Origin of the sequence: Stutzerimonas sp. Brlt_14 (assembly GCF_051948915.1) — a bacterium.
Taxonomy (GTDB): domain Bacteria; phylum Pseudomonadota; class Gammaproteobacteria; order Pseudomonadales; family Pseudomonadaceae; genus Stutzerimonas; species Stutzerimonas stutzeri.
In genome coordinates this window covers 127,741-149,518 of record NZ_JAYJLM010000006.1, presented here as the reverse complement: position 1 = coordinate 149,518, position 21,778 = coordinate 127,741, and the positions used below count along the sequence as shown (strand labels likewise).

The window sequence follows — 21,778 nt, the reverse complement described above, 5'->3', positions numbered from 1 at the left end:
GGGCGTGTCTAGCCACAATGAGGGTGTAAGGTGAACCTGATTAAGAAGATCCTGGTAGCACAGACTGCCGTATTGGCCCTGTGGGCAATGAGCGCTCAGGCTGCGACCGACGAAGCAATCGCCGAGCGCCTCAAGCCGGTGGGCGAAGTATGTATCCAAGGTGAAGAGTGCGCAGCCGCTGGTGCCGGTGCTGCCGCAGCCGCCGGTGGTGCAGCTCGCAGCGGTTCCGACGTGTATGGCAAGTTCTGCACTGCCTGCCACGGCTCCGGTCTGTTGAACGCACCGAAGACCGGTGACAGCGCCGCCTGGTCCGCCCGTGCCGACGCTGCCGGTGGTCTGGACGGCCTGCTCAAGCACGCCATCAGCGGCATCAACGCCATGCCGCCGAAGGGCACCTGTGGCGACTGCTCCGATGACGAGCTGAAGGCCGCCATCCAGCACATGTCCGGCCTCTGATCGAGCGCCGCGTCATCAGCAAAGCCGCCTCCGGGCGGCTTTGTCGTTTCTGGAGGGAGCAAAGCGCGGCTGCCTCGAGTCGAAACCGATAGGCCGATCGGCCTGACTCATCGACCCGAGCAGGAGGCCCCGCATGCCCAGTACCGCACCGCATCCCGAACAGCTGCAGCTCTGCAGTGACGGGCGCACGCCCAACAGCCCGCACCCGGTGCTGATCTATCGCCAGCTACCCTTGCCGGGGCCGAGCCCGGCCGAGGCGTTCGAGCGATTGTTCGACAGCCATCTGTGGCCCTCCGCCTGGCGCGGAACGGTTTACGACTACCACCATTACCATTCCACCGCCCACGAAGTGCTCGGCGTGGCCAGCGGCTGGGCGCGGCTGATGCTCGGCGGGGAGAAAGGCGAGGAAGTCGAGCTGCGTGCCGGCGATGCGCTGGTATTGCCTGCCGGCACTGGCCATTGCGCACTGGAGGCCAGCGAGGATTTTCAGGTGGTAGCCGGTTATCCGCTGGACCAGCAGTACGACATGCAGCGCCCCGATGCGGCCAGCCATGATGCCTCGCGGGCACGCATCGCCCGCGTCGGCGTGCCCGTCAGCGATCCGCTGGCCGGCACGCAGGGCGCACTGGTGACGCTCTGGCGCGGGGAGGCCGTGCCTGTCAGCCGATGAGTCGGCGCCGGTCGCGCTCAGTCGATGAACTGCACCGCGCCATCGGCCAGCGAGGCGACCCGGGCGAGTGACTCGACGCGGTAGCCAGCCTCTTCCAGTTCCTTGCGACCGGTCTGGAAGGATTTCTCGATGACGATGCCGAGACCGGCGATGCTGGCACCGGCCTGGTTGATGATCGAGATCAGGCCCTTGGCGGCTTTGCCGTTGGCCAGGAAGTCGTCGATGATCAGCACGCGATCGTTGGCAGACAGGTGCTGCGTCGATACAGCGATGGTGCTTTCCACCTGCTTGGTAAACGAATAGACGGTCGCGGTGAGCAGGTTGTCATGCAGGGTCAGCGACTGATGCTTGCGGGCGAAGATCACCGGTACGCCCAGCTCCAGGCCGGCCATCACGGCCGGTGCGATGCCCGAGGCCTCGATGGTGACGATCTTGGTGATCCCGTCATCGCGGAAGCGACGAGCGAATTCTCGGCCGATGGCCTGCATCAGCACCGGGTCGATCTGGTGATTGAGGAACGCGTCGACCTTGAGAACCCGGTCGGAAAGCACGATGCCATGACTGCGAATCTTATCTTTCAGCTGTTCCACGAACGCTACCTCAAGCGTGGGCGGCCGCGGCTTGCCTGACGCTCGGCGCGGTGGCGCTTCTGCCGTCACTGCGTTTCGCAGCCTGGAAAAGCCGCGCATTCTCGCTCAATTCGCGGCGCCGATCCAAGGGCGACGTTCAGCTGAGCGGTTCGATCGACAGGCGGCGAAAGCGCACGGCCTCGCCATGGTGCTGCAGCACGATGTGGCCGGCGGTGGCCTGTGCATACAACGGCTTGTCGGCGAACTTGCTGGTCCGAATCTGCATGCGCAGATCCGGGTCATCCAGGCGATAAGAAAGCACCATGCGGTTGTCCAGCCAGTGTTCGACGTCCGCGTCGCGAACCACCAGCGCGCCTTCCATGAAACTGCCCGGTTCGATCGGCGTTTCCTGCTGCGTTGCCCGCAGGCCGTACAGGGCGCCGTTGCGTGTGGTCGGCTCGGCGCCGTCAGGATGCACGGCATCGTCCAGCAGCTGCATTTCCGGCCCGCTGTGCCAGGCGAGTTCGGCGGCCTCGTCGACGCGGTAGAACACCCCGGAGTTGCCGCCGACCGGCAGCGCGTATTCGAAACGCAGGATGAAGTTCGCGTAGCGCTCGCGGGATATCAGGTCGATCCGCGGCGCACCGACGATGGCGCACAGCTGCTCCTCGTCGCGGTACCAGCTGCCCTCGGGAAAATCGGCGCCGTGCCAGGCACGCCACTGTGTTGCGTCGAGAATCATGCGTCGCTCCTATCCGAACAGTTGCTGCTTGCGCCGCAGCCAGCGGTAGCCGTACGGCCCCAGCCGCAGCTGGAGCGGGGTGCCCTCGGGCTGCCCGTAGTCGCAGTCGGCGAGTACATCGACCATGTCCTGCAGGTCGTCGTCGGTGATCGTCACGGTGGTCTCGCGGTCCGCCAGATTCACCAGCATCAGCACCGTGGAATCGTTGTCGTGGCGAATGGCGAACACGCTCGGGTCGTCCACCTCCACCGTGCGCCGCTTGCCGATGCCGATCTCGCGCAGGCCGATGCGGGTGCGGATCATGTTGCCGGTGCGCGCCATCAGTGAGTCGCTGCGCAGGGTCTGGGCGAATACGTTGACCCTGTCGAAGGCGAAGGGCCCTTCATCGATCACCGGGGCGATCAGCCGTTGCGCGTCGATGCAGGAGAAGCCGGCGTTGGGCTCGTTGGACCACTGCATCGGCGTGCGCACCGCCAGCCGTTCCGGGCGCTCGAGATCGTCGCCCATGCCGATTTCCTCGCCGTAGCGGATGATCGGCGTGCCGGGCAGGGAGAAGAGCAGGGCGTGGGTGGCGGCGATGCGTCGCTCGTCGCCGTCGAGCATGGGCGCCAGGCGTCGGCGAATACCGCGGTTGTAGGCGCGCATGTTCTGGTCGGGGGCAAAGGTATCCAGCACCTCGTTGCGCTCATCCTCCTCCAGCCGGTCCAGGCTCAGCTCGTCGTGGTTGCGAATCCACAGGGCGTATTGCGAATGGCTGGGTGGCAGCGGCTGGCTGTTCAGCGCGCGACAGAGCGGCTCGGCCTGCTGCCTGGCGAGGGCGAGGAACAGATGGTTGTTGACCCAGAAATCCAGCAGCAGGGTGACGCGGTCGGCCTCGTCACCGAAGTACTCGATGTACTTCTCCGGATCGGTATCGATCTCGCCGAGCAATACAGTCTCCGGGCGGCGCATTGTGACGAAGTCGCGCATGTGTTCCAGCAGCCAGTAACCCTGGCGCAGGTCGCCACCGCCGGCCTGGCGCACCATGTGCACCGCGGCGTCGATGCGAAAGCCCGACACGCCCAGGCGTAGCCAGAACGACATGATCCGCTCGATCTCGTGGATCACCCGCGGGTTGGTCAGGTCCAGGTCCGGCTCATGCTTGTAGAACAGATGGCGATAGTACTGGCCGGCCTGCTCGTCCCAGGTCCAGACGCTGTCTTCCACCGTGGGAAAGATCGGCCCGATGGCGTCGTCCGGCTCGTCGGCCCAGATGTAGTAGTCGCGATAGGGCGAATCGCGGTCGCGGCGCGCTTCCTGGAACCAGCGGTGTTCGCTGGAGGTATGCTGCACGACCAGCTCGATGATCACGTGCAGACCCAGTTCCTCGGCCTTCTCCAGCAGGGCAACGATGTCGGCCAGGTCGCCGAAGCGCTCGGCCACCTGCAGATGGTCGCTGATGTCGTAGCCGGCATCCTCGAATGGCGACTGGTAGAAGGGCATGAGCCAGATCGCGGTGCAACCGAGGCCGCGAAAATGTAGTCGAGGCGCTCGGTGATGCCGCGCAGATCGCCGCAGCCATCGCCGTTGCTGTCACGGAACAGCGAGGGGTCGATCTGATAGATCACCGCGTTGCGGTACCAGAGCGGGCGCATGGTCAGGCCTCCGTGGGGCGCAGTACGAGTGCCTGGCCCGGGTTCAGGGTACCGGCATAGGGCTCGCCTTCGCCGAGGCCGTCGCTGGCGATTTCCACCGTCCAGTCGCCACTCTGCGGGCAGGCATGCGCCGCTTCGGCGAAATTGATGCAGACCAGCCGCAGGTCATCGCCCAGCTGCCGGCGGTAGGCGAGCACCTCGGGGTGCGAGGGCAGTTCCTCGAAGTCGCCGTGCAGCAGCGCCGGGCTGGCCTTGCGCGCTGCGAGCAGGCGCTGATAGAGGGCGAACATCGAGTTCGCCGCGCCGACCTGCCGTTCCGCGGCCAGCTCGTCGGCATCGGGCGGAAAGGGCAGCCAGGGTGACGCGCCATTCCAGTCATGGGGCGGTTCGGCCAGCCAGGGAATGGGAGCACGACAGCCGTCGCGGCCGCCCGGGTCGATGCGCGCCTCGTCGGCGATGTGTGCGTCTTCCAGGCCCAGTTCCTCGCCCTGGTAGATGAACGGTGTGCCGCGCAGCGTCAGCAACAGCACCGCGGCAGCGCGGGCGGCGCGCTCGGAGCCCTGGTAGCGGCTGCGCTGGCGCACATTGTCGTGGTTGGACAGCACCCAGGTCGGCCAGGCGCCGGCCGGCTGCAGCCAGTGCTCGACCTCACGGATGCAGGTGCGAAACAGCACCGGGTCCCAGGGCGCATCGAGCGGATTGAAGTTGAAGGCCAGGTGCAGCTCATCGCCGGCGCCGTAGTACTGCAGCACGCGCTCGGTGGAGCGGATGTTCACCTCGCCGACCAGCATGCGATCACCGGGATAACTGTCGACCAGCTTGCGCAGGCCGCGCAGCACCTCGTGGCTGTAGGGCTGGTCGTTGAAATCCGACAGCGGCTGACCGGCCTGGCAGCGCGGATCGTCGGCGAAGCTCGGATCCTTGCCGGTGCAGTGAATGACGTCGATGCGAAAGCCATCGATGCCGCGATCGAGCCAGAAGCGCAGCACGTCGTGCATTGCCGCGACCACTTCGGGGTTGCGCCAGTTCAGGTCCGGCTGCTTGGCCAGGAACAGGTGCAGGTAGTACTGCTGGGTGTGCTCGTCCCAGGTCCAGGCGCTGCCGGCACCCAGCGCAGCGCGCCAGTTGTTCGGCTGGTCCCGCCAGATGTACCAGTCGCGCTTGGGGTTGTCCCGCGAGCTGCGCGACTCGACGAACCAGGGATGCTCGTCGGAGGTGTGATTGGGCACGAAGTCCAGCAGCACGCGAATATCGCGGGCATGGGCCTCTGCGATCAGCCGGTCGATGTCGGCCAGCGAGCCGAACAGCGGGTCGATGTCGCAGTAGTCGCTGATGTCGTAGCCGGCATCGGCCATCGGCGAGCGGAAGATCGGCGATAGCCACAGGGCATCGACCCCCAGCCGCTTGAGGTAGTCGAGGTGCCGCAGTACGCCCTGGAGGTCGCCGATGCCGTCGCCGTTGCTGTCAGCGAAGGATCGCGGGTAGATCTGATAAACGGTCGCACCCATCCACCACGGCGTTCGCGTTGTCTCGCTCATGCAGCGTACCCCCTGATTCGTCTGAGGTCGCGGCGGCTCGGCAACGCCGCCTCGTCAGCCATACGACTGGCAAGCGGGACACGGGTTCGCCACTTCCCTTGATCCCGGTCGGTTCATGGAGAACGCAAGGGTGGATACTGCGCCTAAGCTAACGACTGACTTTCAACCCCTCCGAGGAGATTTGCCATGCTGCGTATTGCCATCAATGGGTATGGGCGTATCGGTCGCGCGGTGGTGCGCGCGTTGTTCGAGCGCGGACTGCAGAATCAGGTGCAGGTGGTCGCCATCAACGACCTCAGCGAACACAACACGCTGGTGCACCTGACCCGTTTCGACTCGACCTTCGGTCGTTTTCCCGAGCCGGTGACGCTCGAGGGCGACTCGATGGTGGTACGCGGTCAGTCCATCCGCCTGCTGGCCGAACGCGACGCCACCCAACTGCCGTGGAAGGAGCTGGGCGTCGATGTGGTGCTCGAGTGCACCGGCAAGTTCAAGCAGCGCGCGGCCATCGAGCAGCACCTGCAGGCCGGTGCCAGCCGGGTGTTCGCCTCGCATCCGCTGGATGGCGGCGACCTGACCGTGGTCTACGGCGTGAACCATCAGCTGCTGGCCGATCAGCGGGTGATCTCCAACGCCTCGTGCACCACCAATTGCCTGGCACCACTGGCCAAGGTGCTGCACGAGGCGGTCGGCATCCGCCAGGGGCTGCTCAACACCGTGCACTCCTACACCAACGACCAGAACCTGCTGGACAAGGCCCACAAGGACCTCTATCGAGCCCGCGCCGCCGGGCTGTCGATGATTCCGTCCACCACCGGTGCGGCGAAGGCCATCGGCCTGGTGCTTCCGGAACTGGCCGGGCGGCTGGACGGGCTGTCGGTGCGTGTGCCGACGCCGAACGTCTCGCTGGTGGACCTGACCTTCATCGCCGAGAACGCGCCGGCAAGCGTCGAGGCGATCAACCAGATCCTGCGCGACGGTGCGCAGAAGCTGCCGGCCGGTGTGATGGAGTGCAACGACGAGGCGCTGGTGTCCTGCGACTTCAACGGCTATCCCGCCTCCTGCGTCGCCGACCTCAGCCAGACCCGCGTGCAGGGTGAGCTGGTCAAGGTGATGGCCTGGTACGACAACGAGTGGGGCTTCTCCAACCGCATGCTCGATGTGCTGCTGCACTGGCAAGGCGCCAACGCCGGATGACCGACGCCGACCGACCTGGTGTGGGGCAGGGGCTCTGGCAACTGCCCCTCGCGCAGTTTCGCAATGCCGTGGCCGAGCGCGCGCTGCCCGGCTGCGGCGCGGTCGCGGCGGTGACCGCGGACCTCGCCGTAGCGCTGATCGTCAAGGCGCTGCGGGTCACGGCCGGGCAGCGTGACGATGACCGCTGCAGCGCGTTGCTCGACGAGGCGCGGGCACTGCTCGGCCGTCCTGGTGCCTTTGCCGACGACGATGTGGCGGTGTTCCGCGAGGTGCTCAAGGATCAGCACGATGATCGCTTGGCGTCCTCGGCGGCGCGCCAGGCCTGTGCTGTGCCGCTGGCCACGGCCCATGCCTGTATCGAGGCGCTGGGCATTGCCGAGCGTGCCTTGCTGCTGGTCGACCCCGCGCTACGGTGCGACGTCGAGGCTGCCGTCCTGTTGCTGGTCGCCTGTGTCGATGCCGTGCTGCTCAATGTCGACGCCGACCTGCAAGGGCTGGACGACGCGCAGGCGCGCGAGCGAGTGCAGGTGCGGGCCGAGCGGCTGGCCATGGCAGTGGAGCGGCATCGGCAACGTTCGGTTTGATCAGCGCGCACACTGCGCAGCAAATAAAACGAGACCGTCGGTCTCGTTTTTTATTGACGTCTACCCATTCGCTTTCTACTCTCCAGGCTCGATAGTGAGACATAAAGTCTCAGAATAAGAAGTCGCCATGCCTCAGGCGGCCCACCTCGGAGAATGCTCATGAGCCACCGCATCGTCCTGCCGCGCCTGATGGAAGTCGGCGCTGGCGCCAGCGGGCAACTCGCCCGCGTGTTGCAGGAACTGGGCTGCAGTCGCCCGCTGATCGTCACCGACCGCATGATGGTCGAGCTCGGCTATGTCGCGCGCATCGCCGGTCAGCTGGAAGAGGCCGGCATCGCCAGCCAGTGCTTCGCCGATACCCTGCCCGAACCGACCGCTGCCTCCATTCGCGCCGGCGTCGAAATGGTCCGCCAGGGCGATTTCGATTCCATCGTCGCCCTCGGCGGCGGCAGCCCGATCGATTCGGCCAAGGCCATCGGCATCCTCGGCAAGTTCGGCGGCGAGATGCGCGACTACCGCTTCCCGCGCGATGTCAGCGAAGCCGGCCTGCCGCTGATCGCCATCCCCACCACCGCCGGCACCGGCTCGGAGGCGACGCGTTTCACCATCATCACCGACGAGACCAGCGACGAGAAAATGCTCTGCGCGGGCCTCGGCTTCATGCCCATCGCCGCGCTGATCGACTACGAGCTGACCCTCTCGCTGCCGCCGCGGGTCACCGCCGACACCGGCATCGACGCGCTGACCCACGCCATCGAAGCCTATGTCAGCCGCAAGGCGAGCCTCTACAGCGACTCTCAGGCGCTGGAAGCCATGCGCCTCTTGGCGCCGAACCTGCGCACAGCCTTCCACCAGCCGGACGACCGCGCCGCGCGTGAAGCGATGATGCTCGGCGCGACCCTGGCCGGAATCGCCTTCTCCAACGCCTCGGTGGCGCTGGTGCACGGCATGAGCCGGCCGATCGGTGCCTTCTTCCACGTGCCGCACGGGCTGTCCAACGCCATGCTGCTGCCGGCGATCACCGCTTTCTCGATTCCCGCGGCGCCCGAGCGCTACGCCGACTGCGCGCGGGCCATGGGCGTCGCCGCACAGACCGACAGCGTCGAAGTGGCGAACGACAAGCTGCTCGCCGAGCTGCGGGCGATCAATCAGGAACTGAAAGTGCCGAGCCCGGAACAATTCGGCATCGCCCGCGAACGCTTCTTCGAGCTGCGCGCGACCATGGCCAAGCAGGCGCTGGCCTCCGGCTCGCCTGGCAACAACCCGCGCGTGCCCACGGAAGCGGAAATCATCGACCTCTACGAAACCGTCTGGAACCAGGAGTGAAGCCATGCAGACCCTCGGCAACCTGATCAACAACGAGGCCGTCGCCGGCCGCTCCGAGCGCCATGCCACCGTCTACAACCCGGCCACCGGTGAGCCGCGCCTGTATGTCTCGCTGTCCTCGGCGGACGAAACCCGCGAAGCGATTGCCGCTGCCCAGGCCGCCTTCGATGGTTGGTCGAAGACGCCGCCGCTGGTGCGCGCGCGGGTCATGTTCCGCTTCAAGGAACTGCTCGAGCGCCGCCGCGACGACGTCGCCCGCTTGATCACCAGCGAGCACGGCAAGGTGTTTTCCGACGCCCAGGGCGAAGTGACCCGCGGGCTGGAAGTGGTGGAGTTTGCCTGCGGCATCCCGCATCTGCTCAAGGGCGAGTTTTCTTCCAACGTCGGCCGCGACATCGATTCGAATTCGCTGATGCAGCCGCTCGGTGTCTGCGCCGGGATCACCCCGTTCAACTTCCCGGCCATGGTGCCGCTGTGGATGCTGCCGGTGGCCATCGCCTGCGGTAACACCTTCGTCTTGAAGCCCTCGGAAAAAGACCCCAGCGCGACGATGCTGATCGGCGAACTGCTGGCCGAGGCGGGGCTGCCGGCTGGTGTGCTGAACATCGTCAACGGCGACAAGGAGGCGGTGGACGTGCTGCTCACCGATGAGCGGGTGCAATCGGTCAGCTTCGTCGGCTCGACGCCCATCGCCGAATACATCTATGCCACCGCCTCGGCCCACGGCAAGCGCTGCCAGGCGCTGGGCGGGGCGAAGAACCACATGGTGGTGATGCCCGACGCCGATCCGCAGCAGGTGGTCAGCTCGCTGATGGGCGCGGCCTACGGCTCTGCCGGCGAGCGCTGCATGGCGATTTCCGTAGCGGTGTGCGTCGGCGACGAGGTGGCTGACAAGCTGGTCGAAATGCTCAAAAGCGAAATCAGCCAGATGCGCACCGGCCCGGGCCTGGGCGTCGAGCCCGAGCCGCACATGGGCCCGCTGGTGACCCGCGAGCACCAGCAGAAGGTCAGCGGCTACATCGATCTGGGCGTGGAGGAAGGTGCAACGCTGGTCTGCGACGGCCGCGGCATCAAGGTCGAGGGCTACGAGAAAGGCTTCTATGTCGGCCCGACGCTGTTCGACCGGGTCACGCCGAGCATGCGCATCTACCGCGAGGAGATCTTCGGCCCGGTGCTGGCCGTGGTGCGGGTTGCGTCGTTCGACGAGGCGCTGCAGCTGATCAACGACCACGAGTTCGGCAACGGCACTTCGATCTTCACCCGTGACGGCGATACCGCGCGGCAGTTCGAGGAGAACGTCAAGGTTGGCATGGTTGGCGTCAACGTGCCGATTCCGGTGCCGATGGCCTTCCATTGCTTCGGCGGCTGGAAGCGCTCGGTGTTCGGCCCGCTGAACATGCACGGCCCGGATGGGGTGCGTTTCTTCACCCGGATGAAGACCGTGACCCGGCGCTGGCCCACCGGTATCCGTGCCGGCACCGAGTTCGCCATGCCGACCATGAAGTAGCCCGCGCGGTACCGTTGCACTGGCGGTGCCGGTCGCTACACTCCCGGGCGCCCTGCGGGGCGTCCATCTCTATCGAACGACAAGGCAGACGATGCGCAGCACTTCCCGCGAGAAAGGCTCTTCCATCACCCGCGTGCTGGAAATCATCGAGGCGGTGGCGGCGGCGAAGGAGCCGCTCAGCCCGACCGCGCTGGCCGAGCGCCTGGACATCCCCAAGGCCAGCGCGCACCGGCTGGTGCAGACTCTGGAAAAGGAAGGCTTCCTGCAGTTCGGCCTGCGCGGCGGGCTGCTGCCGGGCGAGCGCCTGCATGTCGCGGCGCTGAACATTCTGCGCAGCAGCCGGCACAAGGCGCTGCGCCAGGCGATCCTGCGCCAGCTCTCCGAAGCCATCGGCGAGACCTGCGGGCTGGCCATCCCGGACGGGCTGGACATGCTCTATTTCGATCGAGTGCAGACCAACTGGCCGTTGCAGATCAACCTGCCGATCGGCAGCCACACGCCGCTCTGGTGCACCGCCAGCGGCAAGCTCTATCTGGCCTCGCTGCCGCCGGAGCAATTGGAACGGGTGCTGCCGCACCTGCCGCTGCAACGGATGGCGCGCAACACCCTTACCGATCTCAGCGCGCTGCGCGATGACCTGGCCCGCGTGCGCGAGGAACAGCTGGGAACCGACTGCGAGGAGTTCATCGACGGCATGGTCGCCTGTGCGGTGCCGGTACGTGCCTCCGACGGCGAGCTGCTGGCCTGCCTGTTCAGCCACGCGCCGGTGATCCGCTGTTCGATGGCGCAGCTGCTGGCGTTCGTGCCACGGATGCGTGCCGCTGCACGCGAACTGGAGGCGGTGCTCGGCAGCGCGGCGGCGCTGGAGGCCGATCAGAGCACGTAGAACAGAATGGCGATGAAGTGCAGCAGGCTGCCGACCATCACGAAGATGTGCCAGATGCCGTGCCAGTGCCGGAAGCGGTCGTCGAAGACGAAAAAGACGATGCCCACCGTGTAGCAGATGCCGCCGGCCAGCAACCAGCTGAAACCGGCGCCACCCAGGGCGGCGAACAGCGGCTTGACCGCCACCAGCACGATCCAGCCCATCACGGCGTAGATCACCAGTGACAGCACCCGTGCTTCGGAGCGCGGCTTGATCTCCTGCAGCATGCCGATCACCGCGAGGCCCCAGACGATGCCGAACAGCGTCCAGCCCCAGACGCCGGCCAGGGTGACCAGGCAGAACGGCGTGTAGCTGCCGGCGATCAAGAGGTAGATCGACAGGTGATCGAGCTTGCGCATGACCACCTTCGCCCGCCCGCGCAGGCTGTGGTACAGCGTCGAGATGCTATACAGCAGGATCAGGCTCAGACCGTAGATCGCCACGCTGACGATCTTCACCGGCGAGCCGTCGAGCGCGGCGAGGACCAGCAGCCAGATCGCGCCGAGACACGCCAGCGCAGCACCGACCAGGTGCGTCCAGGCATTGAAGCGTTCGCCGTGATACATCCCAACCCTCCCGAAAACCACGATGCCAGCAGCATGCCGCGCCAGCGTTACGGGATTCAAACCGGCCGCGAAAAAAAGATCGGCGCGGCGAGCCGTCAGCGCTTGAGCATCGCCCGCATCGCTGCCAGGGCGTCGTTGCCGCGCGCGGCCTTGGCCTCCACCGGCGCTTCTTCCATGCCTTCCCAGACCAGATCCTCGGGCGGCAGCTCGTCGAGGAAGCGGCTCGGCGTGCAGTCGATCACCTCGCCATACTGCTTGCGCTTGGCGGCGAAGGTCAGCGCCAGGTTGCGCTTGGCGCGGGTGATGCCGACGTAGGCCAGGCGCCGCTCTTCCTCGATGGTGTCGGCCTCGATGCTGGAACGGTGCGGAAGGATTTCCTCCTCGAAACCGATGATGTACACCGAAGGGAATTCCAGGCCCTTGGAGGCGTGCATGGTCATCATCTGTACGCCCTCTGCACCTTCTTCCTCTTCCTGCTGGCGCTCGAGCATGTCGCGCAGCACCAGCTTGCCGATGGCATCCTCGATGGTCATGTCGCCGTCTTCGTCTTTTTCCAGGGTGTTCTTCAGCGCATCGACGAGAAACCAGACGTTGCCCATGCGCGCGTCGGCCACCTTGTCGCTGGAGGCGTTCTGCCTGAGCCAGTTCTCGTAGTCGATGTCCATCACCATGCTGCGGATGGCGGCGATCGGGTCGTTCTGCGCGCACTGCTGGCGCACGTTGTCCATCCAGTACTTGAAGCGCGCCAGGCGCTCGGCATAGCGGCTGTCCAGATGCGCGCCGAGGCCGATTTCGTCGGCGGCGGCGTACATGCTGATGCCGCGCTCGCTGGCGTAGTTGCCAAGCTTTTCCAGAGTGGTGGAGCCGATCTCCCGTCGCGGCACGTTGATCACCCGCAGGAAGGCGTTGTCGTCGTCCGGGTTGACCAGCAGGCGGAAGTAGCTCATCAGGTCCTTCACCTCCTGGCGGGCGAAGAAGCTGGTGCCGCCGGACAGGCGATAGGGAATCTGGTGGTGCTGCAGCTTCAGCTCCATCAGCTTGGCCTGGTAGTTGCCGCGGTAGAGGATGGCGAAGTCGCTGTAGGGGCGCTGGGTGCGCAGGTGCTCGGTGAGGATTTCCAGTGCCACCCGCTCGCACTCGGCCTCTTCGTTGCGCGTGCGGATCACGCGGATCTCGTCGCCATGGCCCATTTCCGACCACAGTTGCTTCTCGAACACGTGGGGGTTGTTGGCGATGAGGATGTTGGCGCACTTGAGGATGCGGCTGGTGGAGCGGTAGTTCTGCTCCAGCATTACCACCTTCAGGGACGGGTAGTCCTCCTTCAGCAGCATCAGGTTTTCCGGACGCGCGCCGCGCCAGGCGTAGATCGACTGGTCGTCGTCGCCGACCACGGTGAACTGGTTGCGCATGCCCACCAGCATCTTCACCAGCAGGTACTGGCTGGCGTTGGTGTCCTGGTATTCGTCCACCAGCAGGTAGCGGATGCGGTTCTGCCACTTCTCGAGGATGTCGGGGTGTTCTTGGAAGAGCTTGACCGGCAGCAGGATCAGGTCGTTAAAGTCCACCGCGTTGTACGCCTTGAGCGTGCGCTGGTAGTGCAGGTAGACGATGGCGGCGGTCTGCTCCTTGGGGCCGCGCGCCTTGGCCAGGGCCTCGTCGGGCAGGATCAGGTCGTTCTTCCAGCTGTCGATGAGGTTCTTGATCTCGTCGGCGCCGTCATCGCCGGCGTATTCCTTCTGCATGATGTCGGTGAGCAGCGCCTTGATGTCGCCGTCATCGAAGATCGAGAAGCCGGGCTTGTAGCCCAGGCGCGCGTATTCCTTGCGGATGATGTTCATGCCCAGGTTGTGGAAAGTGGACACCGTCAGGCCGCGCGCCTCGCTGCCCTTGAGCAGGGTGCCGACGCGCTCCTTCATCTCCCGGGCCGCCTTGTTGGTGAAGGTCATGGCGACGATGTGACGGGCCTGGATGCCGCAGTTCTGCACCAGGTGGGCGATCTTGCGGGTGATCACGCTGGTCTTGCCGGAGCCGGCACCGGCGAGCACCAGCAGGGGGCCGCCGACGTAGTTCACGGCTTCCTGCTGCCGAGGATTGAGTCGGGACATGTTGTTCAGGTCGTTCGAAACGGGGGCGCGAGTTTAACAGGCCGAAAGGGTGATGCAGGCGCGTTACAGACGCAATAAAACGCCGGTCGTCGCGCGTGGGGCTTGGCTAATGGCAAGAATCGATTAGTCTTGTCGCGCTGCAGGATGCTGGGGTGGTTGCACAGGGACTGGTGGGATCGGAGACCCTTTGGTGTCTTCAACAGCTCAAGAGTCCGGAGGCCGCTTGCCAGCGCCTGCCCAACCCATGCCATTGTTGCTGTTGGCGCATCGCCCAGACTGGGCGGTGCGGCTGCGCGCCTGCCTGCAGGGTTCGGCCCACGCCGAACAGCTGGTCGTGGCGACGGACTGGCAAACCGTCAGCCAGCAGCTCGAATCTCCCTGTCTGGTCCTGGCGACGCCGCAATGCCGACCCGCACCGGGGCGCTTTCCCTGGCCGCTGATCCTGCTGCTCGACGAGGAGCCGGAAGAAACCCCGGAAGGTGCGGTCGACTGGCTGGTGGCCGACCAGCTCAGCGCCGAGGTGCTGCGCCGTTGTCTGCGCTACGTGCGCGAGCGCTGCAACCTGCAGGGCACCCTGCAGAAGCTTGCGGTGCGCGACCCGCACACCGGCATCGCCAATCGTCAGGGCTTCCAGGCGCAGCTGCTCGACGCCCTGAGCGAGCACGACGGTCATGGCCTGGAGCTCGGCTACCTGGACCTGGACAATTTCCGCCACGTCAACGACGCCCTCGGCCACGATGCCGGAGATCGCCTGATCCTGCAGGTGGTCGCCCGGCTCAAGGCGCAGCTGGAAGTGGGCGATCTGCTGGCGCGGCTGGGTGGCGACGAGTTCGCCTTGCTGCTCGACACCCGTGACGATGCCGGGCGCGCCGATGCGATCGCCGATCGCATCGTCGAGGCGCTGGCCGAACCCTACTGGGTGGATGGCGAAAGCCTGATGCTCGGCTGCAGCCTCGGGCTGGCGCGAGCCAGCGCCGGCACCTCGGCCGATGCGCTGCTCTGGCATGCGCAACTGGCGATGCGTCAGGCCAAGGCCAGCCAGGGCTGCACCTGGTGCCTGTACGACGAGCACGTCAGCCGCAGTGCCCGCAGCCTGGCCGACCAGGAGGGCGAGCTGCGCCGCGCGCTGCGCCGTGGTGAGCTGGAGCTGCACTACCAGCCGCGGCTGTGTCTGGACACGGGCCGCGTGGTCGGCATCGAGGCGCTGGTGCGTTGGCTGCATCCCGAACGCGGTCTGCTCGGGCCGGACGCCTTCATTCCCATGGCCGAGGAAAGCGGCCTGATCGTGCCGCTCGGCTACTGGGTCATCGCCCGCGCCCTGCGCGACCTGCAGAGCCTGCACGAGCAGGGTGCGGACTCGCTGCACATGGCGGTCAACCTGTCGTTCCGGCAGTTCCAGGACAGCCAGTTGCTGCCGACACTGACGCGGCTGATCGACGAGCGCGCCATCGATCCGCACTGGCTCGAGTTCGAGCTTACCGAAACCGCCGTCATGCGCCGCAGCGAGCAGGTGCAGACCGCCATGCAGGCGCTTGGCCAGCTGGGCGTGCGCTTCTCGCTGGATGACTTCGGCACCGGCTTTTCCTCCTTCGTCCACCTGTCCAACCTGCCGATCACGCTGCTCAAGATCGACAAGAGCTTCGTCGCCAGCATGGGCGCCCGCCCGGAAAAGCGGCAGCTGGTGGAGGCGATGGTCGGGCTGGCGCACAACCTGCGGCTGGAGGTGGTGGCCGAGGGCGTGGAAACCGCCGAGCAGCTGGAGCTGCTGCGCCAGTTTGGTGCGCAGCAGGTTCAGGGCTATCTGGTCAGCCAGCCGTTGCCGCTGGCCGAACTGCTGAGCTTCATGAGCGCCGAGCGCCAGACCGCCGGCCTGGCGCACTGAGTCGAGGCGCCCCGGCACTACGGCCGGGACGCGCCGCCATCAGCGCACCATGTGCAGGAAGTGCATGTGCTTCTCGTACTGGCCGAGGATGTCGCCAATGACGTCTTCGCGGCTCCAGCCCATCACGTCGTAGTCCTGGCCGCCTTCCTTGAGATGCACCTCGGCGCGGAAGTACTTGCGCTCCTCACGCTCGTCGTCCTCGCTGGTCACCACGAAGCTGGGCATGGCGTAGGCGCGCGGGCGTACCTCGTAGATGAAGTCCGGCTCGCCTTCGTGGGTGATCTCGAAGCGCAGGCGGCGGTCTTCGCCTTCGCTGATCTCCACCTCGTAGCCCTGCTTGCGCATTTCTTCGGCGATGGCCTCGTAGGCCGGACGCACCACCTCGGCGATGAAGCGCACCACATGGGCGCGCCGCGGGAACAGCATCAACGTGCGCAGGCGCCGTTGCCAGCCTCCGGCCGTTGGCGCTGCGCTCGGCGAGATGCTCAGCGCCTGATAACGCAGGCCCTGCTTGGTGGCGTCAAGGCGTAGGGCCTTGAGCAGACCCCACATGGAGCAGAGCAGGGCGATGGTGAAGGGCAGGGCGCTGGCGATGGTCGCTGTCTGCAGCGCGGTCAGGCCATCGGCCAGCAGCAGCGCGATGGCCACCCCGCCCATGGACACCGCCCAGAAGATGCGCTGCCAGATCGGCGTGCCCTGCTTGCCGCCGGACGCGAGCATGTCCACCACCAGTGCGCCGGAGTCGGCGGAGGTGACGAAGAACACCACCACCATGATGATCGCCACGAGGGAGATCAGTGCCGAGAACGGAAAATGTTCGAAGAAGGCGAACAGTGCCAGTGAGCTGTCCTGTTCGATGGCCTCGCCGAGGCTGCTCACGTGCTCCCAGAGGATCATGTGGATGGCGGTATCGCCGAACACGGTCATCCACAACAGGGTGAAGGCGGTGGGTACCAGCAGCACACCTGCAACGAATTCGCGGATGGTCCGCCCGCGGGAAATGCGCGCGATGAACAGGCCGACAAAGGGCGACCAGGCCAGCCACCAGCCCCAGTAGAACAGCGTCCAGCCGCCGATCCAGTCGTTCGGCTCGTAGGCGTAGAGGTTGAAGGTCTTGTTGACGATGTCCGACAGGTAGCTGCCGATGTTCTGCACGAAGGTCTGCAGGATGAACACCGTCGGCCCCGCGATCAGCACCATCAGCATCAGCAGGCCGGCCAGCGACAGATTCAGCTCGGACAGCCGCCGCACGCCTTTGTCGAGCCCGGTCACCACCGAAATGGTGGCGAGCAGGGTGGTGGCGACGATCAGGCCGATCTGCACCGGAATGGTCACCGGCAGGCCGTAGAGGTGGTTCAGCCCGGTGTTGATCTGGGTGACACCCAGGCCCAGCGAGGTAGCGACGCCGAGCACCGTGCCGATGATGGCGAAGATGTCCACCGCGTGCCCGATGGGACCGTAGATGCGCTCGCCGATCAGCGGGTAGAGCGCCGAGCGCAGTGTCAGCGGCAGGCCGTGACGGTAGGCGAAGTAGGCGAGGATCATCGCCACGATGGCGTAGATCGACCAGGCGTGCAGGCCCCAGTGAAAGAAGGTGATCTTCATTGCTTCGCGGGCGGCGAGCGTCGTGCCGCCTTCGCCCACCGGCGGCGAGAGGAAATGCATGACCGGCTCGGCTACGCCGAAGAACATCAGGCCGATGCCCATGCCGGCGGAGAAGAGCATGGCGAACCAGGTCAGGGCGCTGTAGTCCGGTTCGCTGTGATCCGGGCCGAGCTTGATGTCGCCGTAGCGACTGAAGGCCAGCAGCACCACCATCAGCAGGATGAGTGCGACGGCGAGAATGTACAGCCAGCTGACATTGGCGATGATCCAGGCCTGGGCGTCGCCGAACAGGGCCTGCGCGTGTTCCTGAAAGGCGACGCTGTAGATCACCAGTGCCAGGATGATGACTGCCGAGCCGTAAAAGACCGGGGCGTTGAGGTGAGAAGACGAGGGCTGTTTTGCCTCCATGCTGCGCTCCTTCGGTTGTGTCTGGGGAGTGGCCGCCTGTGGCGAAAGCCAGGCAACTTAACACAGACCGCAAAAGCGTCCGCTTGTCAGCAGGCATCCGGCAACGTCGAATGCCCCGGCCGGAGGGGCTCAGGCCTGGCTGCCGGGGCGATATTGCAGCGCTTCGGCAAGATGTTGCCGGCCGATGCGTTCGGCCTGCTCCAGGTCGGCCAGGGTGCGTGCGACCTTGAGCAACCGGTGTGCGGCGCGGAGGGACAGTGCGAGACGCTCGCAGGCGCGCTCCAGCCAGGTCTGGTCCTCGGCGGTCAGCTGGCAGTGCTCACGCAGGTCGGCCAGGTCGAGAAAGGCGTTGGCGCAGCCCTGGCGGGCGAGTTGCAGTCGCCGCGCCTCGGCCACCTGTGCGGCGAGCACGGCGCTGCTCTGGCCGGTCTGTGGCGCTGCGTTGAGGGCGGTGGCCTCGCGCGCCACGGTCAGATGCAGGTCGATGCGGTCGAGCAGCGGTCCGGAGAGCTTGTTGCGGTAGCGCTGGATCTGCTCCGGCGTGCAGCGGCAGCGACCATTAGGGTCGCCCAGATAGCCGCACGGGCAGGGGTTCATTGCCGCCACCAGCTGGAAGCGCGCCGGAAAACGCACCTTGTCCCGCGCCCGGGCGATGACGATATGGCCCGATTCCAGTGGCTCGCGCAGCACCTCCAGCACCTTGCGGTCGAACTCCGGTAGCTCGTCGAGAAACAGCACACCCTGATGCGCCAGGGTGATCTCGCCCGGTTGCGGCCGGCTGCCGCCACCCACCAGTGCCGGGCCCGATGCACTGTGATGGGGCTGGCGGAACGGGCGCTGCGGCCAGTGCTGCAGCGGGCTGTGGCTGGCCACCGAATGAATCGCAGCCACTTCCAGCGCCTCCTGCTCATCCAGCGGCGGCAGCAGGCCGGGCAGACGGCTGGCCAATAGCGTCTTGCCGGTGCCGGGCGGTCCGGAGAACAGCAGGTTGTGTGCGCCGGCCGCGGCGATCAGCAGGCCGCGTTTGGCCGCCTGCTGGCCCTGTACGTCGGCCAGGTCGGGGTAGGGCTGGACCTGCCGCAGCAGCCCCTGGGCCACGTAGGGCTCGAGCGGGGTAACGCCGTTGAAGTGGGCGGCAACTTCCAGCAGATGCTCGGCGGCAAACACGGTCAGGCCCGAGGCGAGGCTGGCTTCCTCGGCATTGGCTCGCGGCACCAGCAGCGCACGGCCGGCGGCACGCGCGGCGAGGGCGGCCGGCAGCACGCCCTGGACCGGGCGCAAGGCGCCGGACAACGCCAGTTCGCCCAGGCATTCCAGCTGCTCCAGACGTTCGCCGGGCAGCTGTCCGCTGGCGGCGAGGATGCCCAGCGCGATGGCCAGGTCGAAGCGACCACCGTCCTTGGGCAGATCGGCAGGGGCGAGATTGAGCGTGATGCGCCGGGCGGGGAAATCGAAACCGGAGGTCAGGATGGCGCTGCGCACCCGGTCCTTGCTCTCCTTGACGGCGGTTTCCGGCAGGCCGACCAGGGTCAACGCCGGCAGGCCGTTGGCCAGATGCGCCTCGACGGTCACCGCCGGGGCTTCGACGCCGATCTGAGCGCGGCTATGGACGATGGCCAGGGACATGCGATCACTCCTTTGATCGTGTCACGGCCCGGTCGGTCAGGACGCGGGCGGTGTGAGCTTCTCTTCCAGTTCGGCGACCTTGGCTTCGAGCGCCTCGAGTCGGGCGCGGGTGCGGGCGAGCACCACCATCTGGCTGTCGAACTCGTCGCGGCTGACCACGTCGAGCTTGTTCAGTGCACCCTGCACCACGCCCTTGAGCTGGGCTTCGAACTCGCCGCGCGGCAGCGGCGTTTCACCGTTGAACAGGCGCGAGGCCTGGGAGCCGATGGCATCTAGGAAAGCTTTTGGCGGCAACATTGAAAACACCTGTCTTTGAACGGGGCGCAGTGTAGCACGGCGTTTTTTTCGCCTTTCTCGGCTGCGGTGCACAAAAAATGAGCAGGCCATGGTGCAGCTGCGCACCATTTTCGTGCGTTCGCTGTGCTCAACCGTCCGTCGGGCCGCTTCGTTTGCGGCCGAGCCCCCGCAGCAAGCGGCTCGCGCAAAGCTGGCATCGATTCTGCTTTGTCCCCGTTGACGCACGCACCGGTTCGTTGCGGTGCATGGGCGATTCGCGACGCTTCGTCGGCGAGATTGGTGGTGTCGGTCCGCGGCCCGGCTGAAGCCGGAGCGTTACAAGAGCCAGACACTGAGCTTAGACTTGAGCCGGGTTCGTACTTCTGGGGCAAGTCCACCTAAACGGGAGAAGTTTTCATGAAACTAGTCACTGCCATCATCAAGCCGTTCAAGCTGGACGACGTGCGCGAGTCGCTGTCGGAGATTGGCGTACAGGGCATCACCGTCACCGAAGTCAAGGGCTTCGGCCGTCAGAAGGGTCACACCGAGCTGTACCGCGGCGCCGAATACGTTGTCGACTTCCTGCCAAAGGTGAAGATCGACGTGGCCATCGCCGACGATCAGCTCGATCGCGTGATCGAGGCCATCACCAAGGCGGCCAACACCGGCAAGATCGGTGACGGCAAGATCTTCGTGGTCAACCTGGAACAGGCCATCCGCATCCGTACCGGCGAAACCGATACCGACGCGATTTAAGCAGCACCTCCGAACCCCACGCCCCAGGAGTAAAACCATGACTCTGCGAAGATTCGCAGGGCTAGGAGCCCTTTTGTCTCTGTTAAGCCCAGGCCTGGCCATGGCGCAGGAGGCAACGCTGGATTCAGGCGATACGGCATGGATGCTGACGGCCACTGCGCTGGTGCTGTTCATGACCATCCCCGGACTGGCGTTGTTCTACGGCGGCATGGTCCGCTCGAAGAACATCCTCTCGGTGATGATGCAGTGCTTCGCCATCACCGGCCTGATGAGCATCCTCTGGATGGTCTATGGCTACAGCCTTGCATTCGATACCACCGGTATGGAAGCGGGCGTCACCAACTTCAATTCCTTCGTCGGTGGTCTGGATCGTGCGTTCCTCAGCGGCCTGACTCCTGACAGCCTGGTCGGCGCCTTCCCGGAAAGCGTCTTCATCACGTTCCAGATGACCTTCGCCATCATCACCCCGGCGCTCATCGTCGGCGCCTTCGCCGAGCGCATGAAGTTCTCGGCGATGCTGGTGTTCATGGGCGTGTGGTTCACCCTGGTCTATGCGCCGATCGCGCATATGGTCTGGGGCGGTGACGGTGGCCTGATGTGGGACTGGGGCGTGCTGGATTTCGCCGGTGGCACCGTGGTGCACATCAATGCCGGTATCGCCGGTCTGGTGGCCTGCCTGGTCCTGGGCAAGCGCAAGGGCTTCCCGACCACGCCGATGGCACCGCACAACCTGGGGCTGACCCTGGTCGGCGCGGCGATGCTGTGGATTGGCTGGTTCGGCTTCAACGCCGGTTCGGCCGTGGCTGCCAACGGCACCGCCGGCATGGCCATGCTGGTCACCCAGATCGCCACCGCCGCGGCTGCGTTGGGCTGGATGTTCGCCGAGTGGATCGGCCACGGCAAACCCAGCGCGCTGGGCATCGCCTCGGGCGTGGTCGCCGGTCTGGTCGCCATCACCCCGGCTGCCGGCACCGTCGGGCCGATGGGCGCGCTGATCATCGGCCTGGTCTCGGGGGTGGTCTGCTTCTTCTGCGCCACCAGCCTGAAACGCAAGCTCGGCTACGACGATTCGCTGGATGCCTTCGGCGTGCACGGCGTGGGCGGCATCGTCGGTGCGCTGCTCACCGGCATCTTCGCCGCACCCATGCTGGGCGGTTTCGGTGAGGTGGAGAACATCGGCCTGCAGCTGTGGATTCAGTTCAAGGGCGTGCTCTTCACCGTCGTCTACACCGGCATCGTCACCTACCTGATCCTCAAGGCGATCGACCTGGTGATGGGCCTGCGGGTGAACGAGGAGCAAGAGACCATCGGCCTCGACCTCAGCCTGCACAACGAGCGCGGCTACAACCTGTAACCCATTTCAGCGCAGTACCCCGGAGCCAACACCGGGGTCAGGGCAGGCCCGC

18 protein-coding genes and 1 pseudogene are annotated in these 21,778 nt (G+C 65.9%); 10 read left to right on the top strand and 9 right to left on the bottom strand.

Annotated features, from left to right (window positions below):
• Window positions 1–30: 30 nt before the first annotated feature.
• The gene (locus VF716_RS15875; protein WP_011911719.1) at window positions 31–456 is read left to right on the top strand and encodes a c-type cytochrome; all 426 of its coding nucleotides are present in this window, start codon (window positions 31–33) and stop codon (window positions 454–456) included.
• Between the two features lie 133 nt (window positions 457–589).
• A complete protein-coding gene (locus tag VF716_RS15870) occupies window positions 590–1,126 on the top strand; it encodes a cupin domain-containing protein (protein ID WP_049340597.1) in 537 nt (178 codons plus the stop codon).
• A 17-nt stretch (window positions 1,127–1,143) separates the two neighbouring features.
• Here VF716_RS15870 and VF716_RS15865 read toward each other — a convergent pair whose 3' ends face one another.
• The 4 genes and pseudogenes from VF716_RS15865 to VF716_RS15850 form a co-directional block, all read right to left on the bottom strand.
• Window positions 1,144–1,716, bottom strand: a complete 573-nt coding sequence (locus tag VF716_RS15865; RefSeq protein WP_013981607.1) for a xanthine phosphoribosyltransferase — start codon at window positions 1,714–1,716, stop codon at window positions 1,144–1,146.
• 136 nt (window positions 1,717–1,852) lie between these two features.
• Entirely contained in the window at window positions 1,853–2,437 is a 585-nt protein-coding gene (locus VF716_RS15860) for a 3-keto-disaccharide hydrolase (RefSeq protein ID WP_049326231.1), read from the bottom strand.
• Between the two features lie 9 nt (window positions 2,438–2,446).
• Window positions 2,447–4,071: pseudogene (locus VF716_RS15855) on the bottom strand (alpha-amylase family protein).
• Between the two features lie 2 nt (window positions 4,072–4,073).
• Window positions 4,074–5,609 carry an alpha-amylase family glycosyl hydrolase gene (locus VF716_RS15850; protein ID WP_017246165.1) on the bottom strand — a complete coding sequence of 512 codons (1,536 nt, stop codon included), beginning with the start codon at window positions 5,607–5,609 and terminating at the stop codon, window positions 4,074–4,076.
• 186 nt (window positions 5,610–5,795) lie between these two features.
• Between VF716_RS15850 and gap the strand changes: the two genes are divergently transcribed.
• The 5 genes from gap to VF716_RS15825 all read left to right on the top strand — a co-directional run bounded on the left by gap (window position 5,796) and on the right by VF716_RS15825 (window position 11,109).
• Window positions 5,796–6,806 (top strand): type I glyceraldehyde-3-phosphate dehydrogenase, encoded by a 1,011-nt coding sequence (gene gap, locus VF716_RS15845; RefSeq protein WP_440552796.1) that lies wholly within the window; start codon window positions 5,796–5,798, stop codon window positions 6,804–6,806.
• On the top strand, window positions 6,803–7,390 hold the full coding sequence (locus tag VF716_RS15840) for a cyclodeaminase/cyclohydrolase family protein (RefSeq protein ID WP_256043804.1): 588 nt from the start codon (window positions 6,803–6,805) through the stop codon (window positions 7,388–7,390). Before gap ends, VF716_RS15840 begins: the two co-directional genes overlap by 4 nt.
• 159 nt (window positions 7,391–7,549) lie before the next feature.
• Window positions 7,550–8,716, top strand: coding sequence for an iron-containing alcohol dehydrogenase (locus VF716_RS15835; protein WP_125866327.1), 1,167 nt, complete (start codon window positions 7,550–7,552; stop codon window positions 8,714–8,716).
• 4 nt (window positions 8,717–8,720) lie between these two features.
• The gene (locus tag VF716_RS15830; protein WP_125866326.1) at window positions 8,721–10,223 is read left to right on the top strand and encodes a CoA-acylating methylmalonate-semialdehyde dehydrogenase; all 1,503 of its coding nucleotides are present in this window, start codon (window positions 8,721–8,723) and stop codon (window positions 10,221–10,223) included.
• A gap of 91 nt (window positions 10,224–10,314) precedes the next feature.
• On the top strand, window positions 10,315–11,109 hold the full coding sequence (locus VF716_RS15825) for an IclR family transcriptional regulator (RefSeq protein ID WP_095460880.1): 795 nt from the start codon (window positions 10,315–10,317) through the stop codon (window positions 11,107–11,109).
• Here the strand turns inward: VF716_RS15825 and trhA are convergent.
• Complete coding sequence (gene trhA, locus VF716_RS15820; protein ID WP_049340586.1) at window positions 11,097–11,714, bottom strand: PAQR family membrane homeostasis protein TrhA; 618 nt, start codon at window positions 11,712–11,714, stop codon at window positions 11,097–11,099. The two genes, VF716_RS15825 and trhA, sit on opposite strands and share 13 nt — an antisense overlap.
• A 95-nt stretch (window positions 11,715–11,809) precedes the next feature.
• Window positions 11,810–13,819 (bottom strand): DNA helicase Rep, encoded by a 2,010-nt coding sequence (gene rep, locus VF716_RS15815; RefSeq protein WP_049340584.1) that lies wholly within the window; start codon window positions 13,817–13,819, stop codon window positions 11,810–11,812.
• Window positions 13,820–14,063: 244 nt separating this feature from the next.
• Here rep and VF716_RS15810 point away from each other — a divergent pair, with 244 nt between their 5' ends.
• Window positions 14,064–15,701 carry a putative bifunctional diguanylate cyclase/phosphodiesterase gene (locus tag VF716_RS15810; protein WP_017246172.1) on the top strand — a complete coding sequence of 546 codons (1,638 nt, stop codon included), beginning with the start codon at window positions 14,064–14,066 and terminating at the stop codon, window positions 15,699–15,701.
• Between the two features lie 39 nt (window positions 15,702–15,740).
• Here the strand turns inward: VF716_RS15810 and VF716_RS15805 are convergent, their stop codons facing one another.
• From VF716_RS15805 to VF716_RS15795, 3 genes are all read right to left on the bottom strand, one after another.
• Window positions 15,741–17,714 (bottom strand): BCCT family transporter, encoded by a 1,974-nt coding sequence (locus VF716_RS15805; protein WP_011911733.1) that lies wholly within the window; start codon window positions 17,712–17,714, stop codon window positions 15,741–15,743.
• Between the two features lie 129 nt (window positions 17,715–17,843).
• Window positions 17,844–19,340, bottom strand: coding sequence for a YifB family Mg chelatase-like AAA ATPase (locus VF716_RS15800; protein ID WP_045632861.1), 1,497 nt, complete (start codon window positions 19,338–19,340; stop codon window positions 17,844–17,846).
• 36 nt (window positions 19,341–19,376) lie between these two features.
• Entirely contained in the window at window positions 19,377–19,637 is a 261-nt protein-coding gene (locus tag VF716_RS15795; protein WP_013981620.1) for an accessory factor UbiK family protein, read from the bottom strand.
• A gap of 396 nt (window positions 19,638–20,033) precedes the next feature.
• Here VF716_RS15795 and glnK point away from each other — a divergent pair, with 396 nt between their 5' ends.
• The gene (gene glnK, locus VF716_RS15790; RefSeq protein WP_003096476.1) at window positions 20,034–20,372 is read left to right on the top strand and encodes a P-II family nitrogen regulator; all 339 of its coding nucleotides are present in this window, start codon (window positions 20,034–20,036) and stop codon (window positions 20,370–20,372) included.
• A gap of 37 nt (window positions 20,373–20,409) precedes the next feature.
• Complete coding sequence (locus VF716_RS15785; RefSeq protein ID WP_011911736.1) at window positions 20,410–21,726, top strand: ammonium transporter; 1,317 nt, start codon at window positions 20,410–20,412, stop codon at window positions 21,724–21,726.
• The last annotated feature ends 52 nt before the right edge of the window (window positions 21,727–21,778 follow it).

Coding starts and splice junctions, on each gene's coding strand:
- VF716_RS15860 (WP_049326231.1), bottom strand. CDS start 2,437: ATGATTCTCGACGCAACACAGTGGCGTGCCTGGCACGGCGCCGATTTT.
- gap (WP_440552796.1), top strand. CDS start 5,796: ATGCTGCGTATTGCCATCAATGGGTATGGGCGTATCGGTCGCGCGGTG.
- VF716_RS15840 (WP_256043804.1), top strand. CDS start 6,803: ATGACCGACGCCGACCGACCTGGTGTGGGGCAGGGGCTCTGGCAACTG.
- VF716_RS15785 (WP_011911736.1), top strand. CDS start 20,410: ATGACTCTGCGAAGATTCGCAGGGCTAGGAGCCCTTTTGTCTCTGTTA.
- VF716_RS15800 (WP_045632861.1), bottom strand. CDS start 19,340: ATGTCCCTGGCCATCGTCCATAGCCGCGCTCAGATCGGCGTCGAAGCC.
- VF716_RS15830 (WP_125866326.1), top strand. CDS start 8,721: ATGCAGACCCTCGGCAACCTGATCAACAACGAGGCCGTCGCCGGCCGC.
- rep (WP_049340584.1), bottom strand. CDS start 13,819: ATGTCCCGACTCAATCCTCGGCAGCAGGAAGCCGTGAACTACGTCGGC.
- VF716_RS15835 (WP_125866327.1), top strand. CDS start 7,550: ATGAGCCACCGCATCGTCCTGCCGCGCCTGATGGAAGTCGGCGCTGGC.
- VF716_RS15870 (WP_049340597.1), top strand. CDS start 590: ATGCCCAGTACCGCACCGCATCCCGAACAGCTGCAGCTCTGCAGTGAC.
- trhA (WP_049340586.1), bottom strand. CDS start 11,714: ATGTATCACGGCGAACGCTTCAATGCCTGGACGCACCTGGTCGGTGCT.
- VF716_RS15810 (WP_017246172.1), top strand. CDS start 14,064: ATGCCATTGTTGCTGTTGGCGCATCGCCCAGACTGGGCGGTGCGGCTG.
- VF716_RS15795 (WP_013981620.1), bottom strand. CDS start 19,637: ATGTTGCCGCCAAAAGCTTTCCTAGATGCCATCGGCTCCCAGGCCTCG.
- VF716_RS15850 (WP_017246165.1), bottom strand. CDS start 5,609: ATGAGCGAGACAACGCGAACGCCGTGGTGGATGGGTGCGACCGTTTAT.
- VF716_RS15805 (WP_011911733.1), bottom strand. CDS start 17,714: ATGGAGGCAAAACAGCCCTCGTCTTCTCACCTCAACGCCCCGGTCTTT.
- glnK (WP_003096476.1), top strand. CDS start 20,034: ATGAAACTAGTCACTGCCATCATCAAGCCGTTCAAGCTGGACGACGTG.
- VF716_RS15825 (WP_095460880.1), top strand. CDS start 10,315: ATGCGCAGCACTTCCCGCGAGAAAGGCTCTTCCATCACCCGCGTGCTG.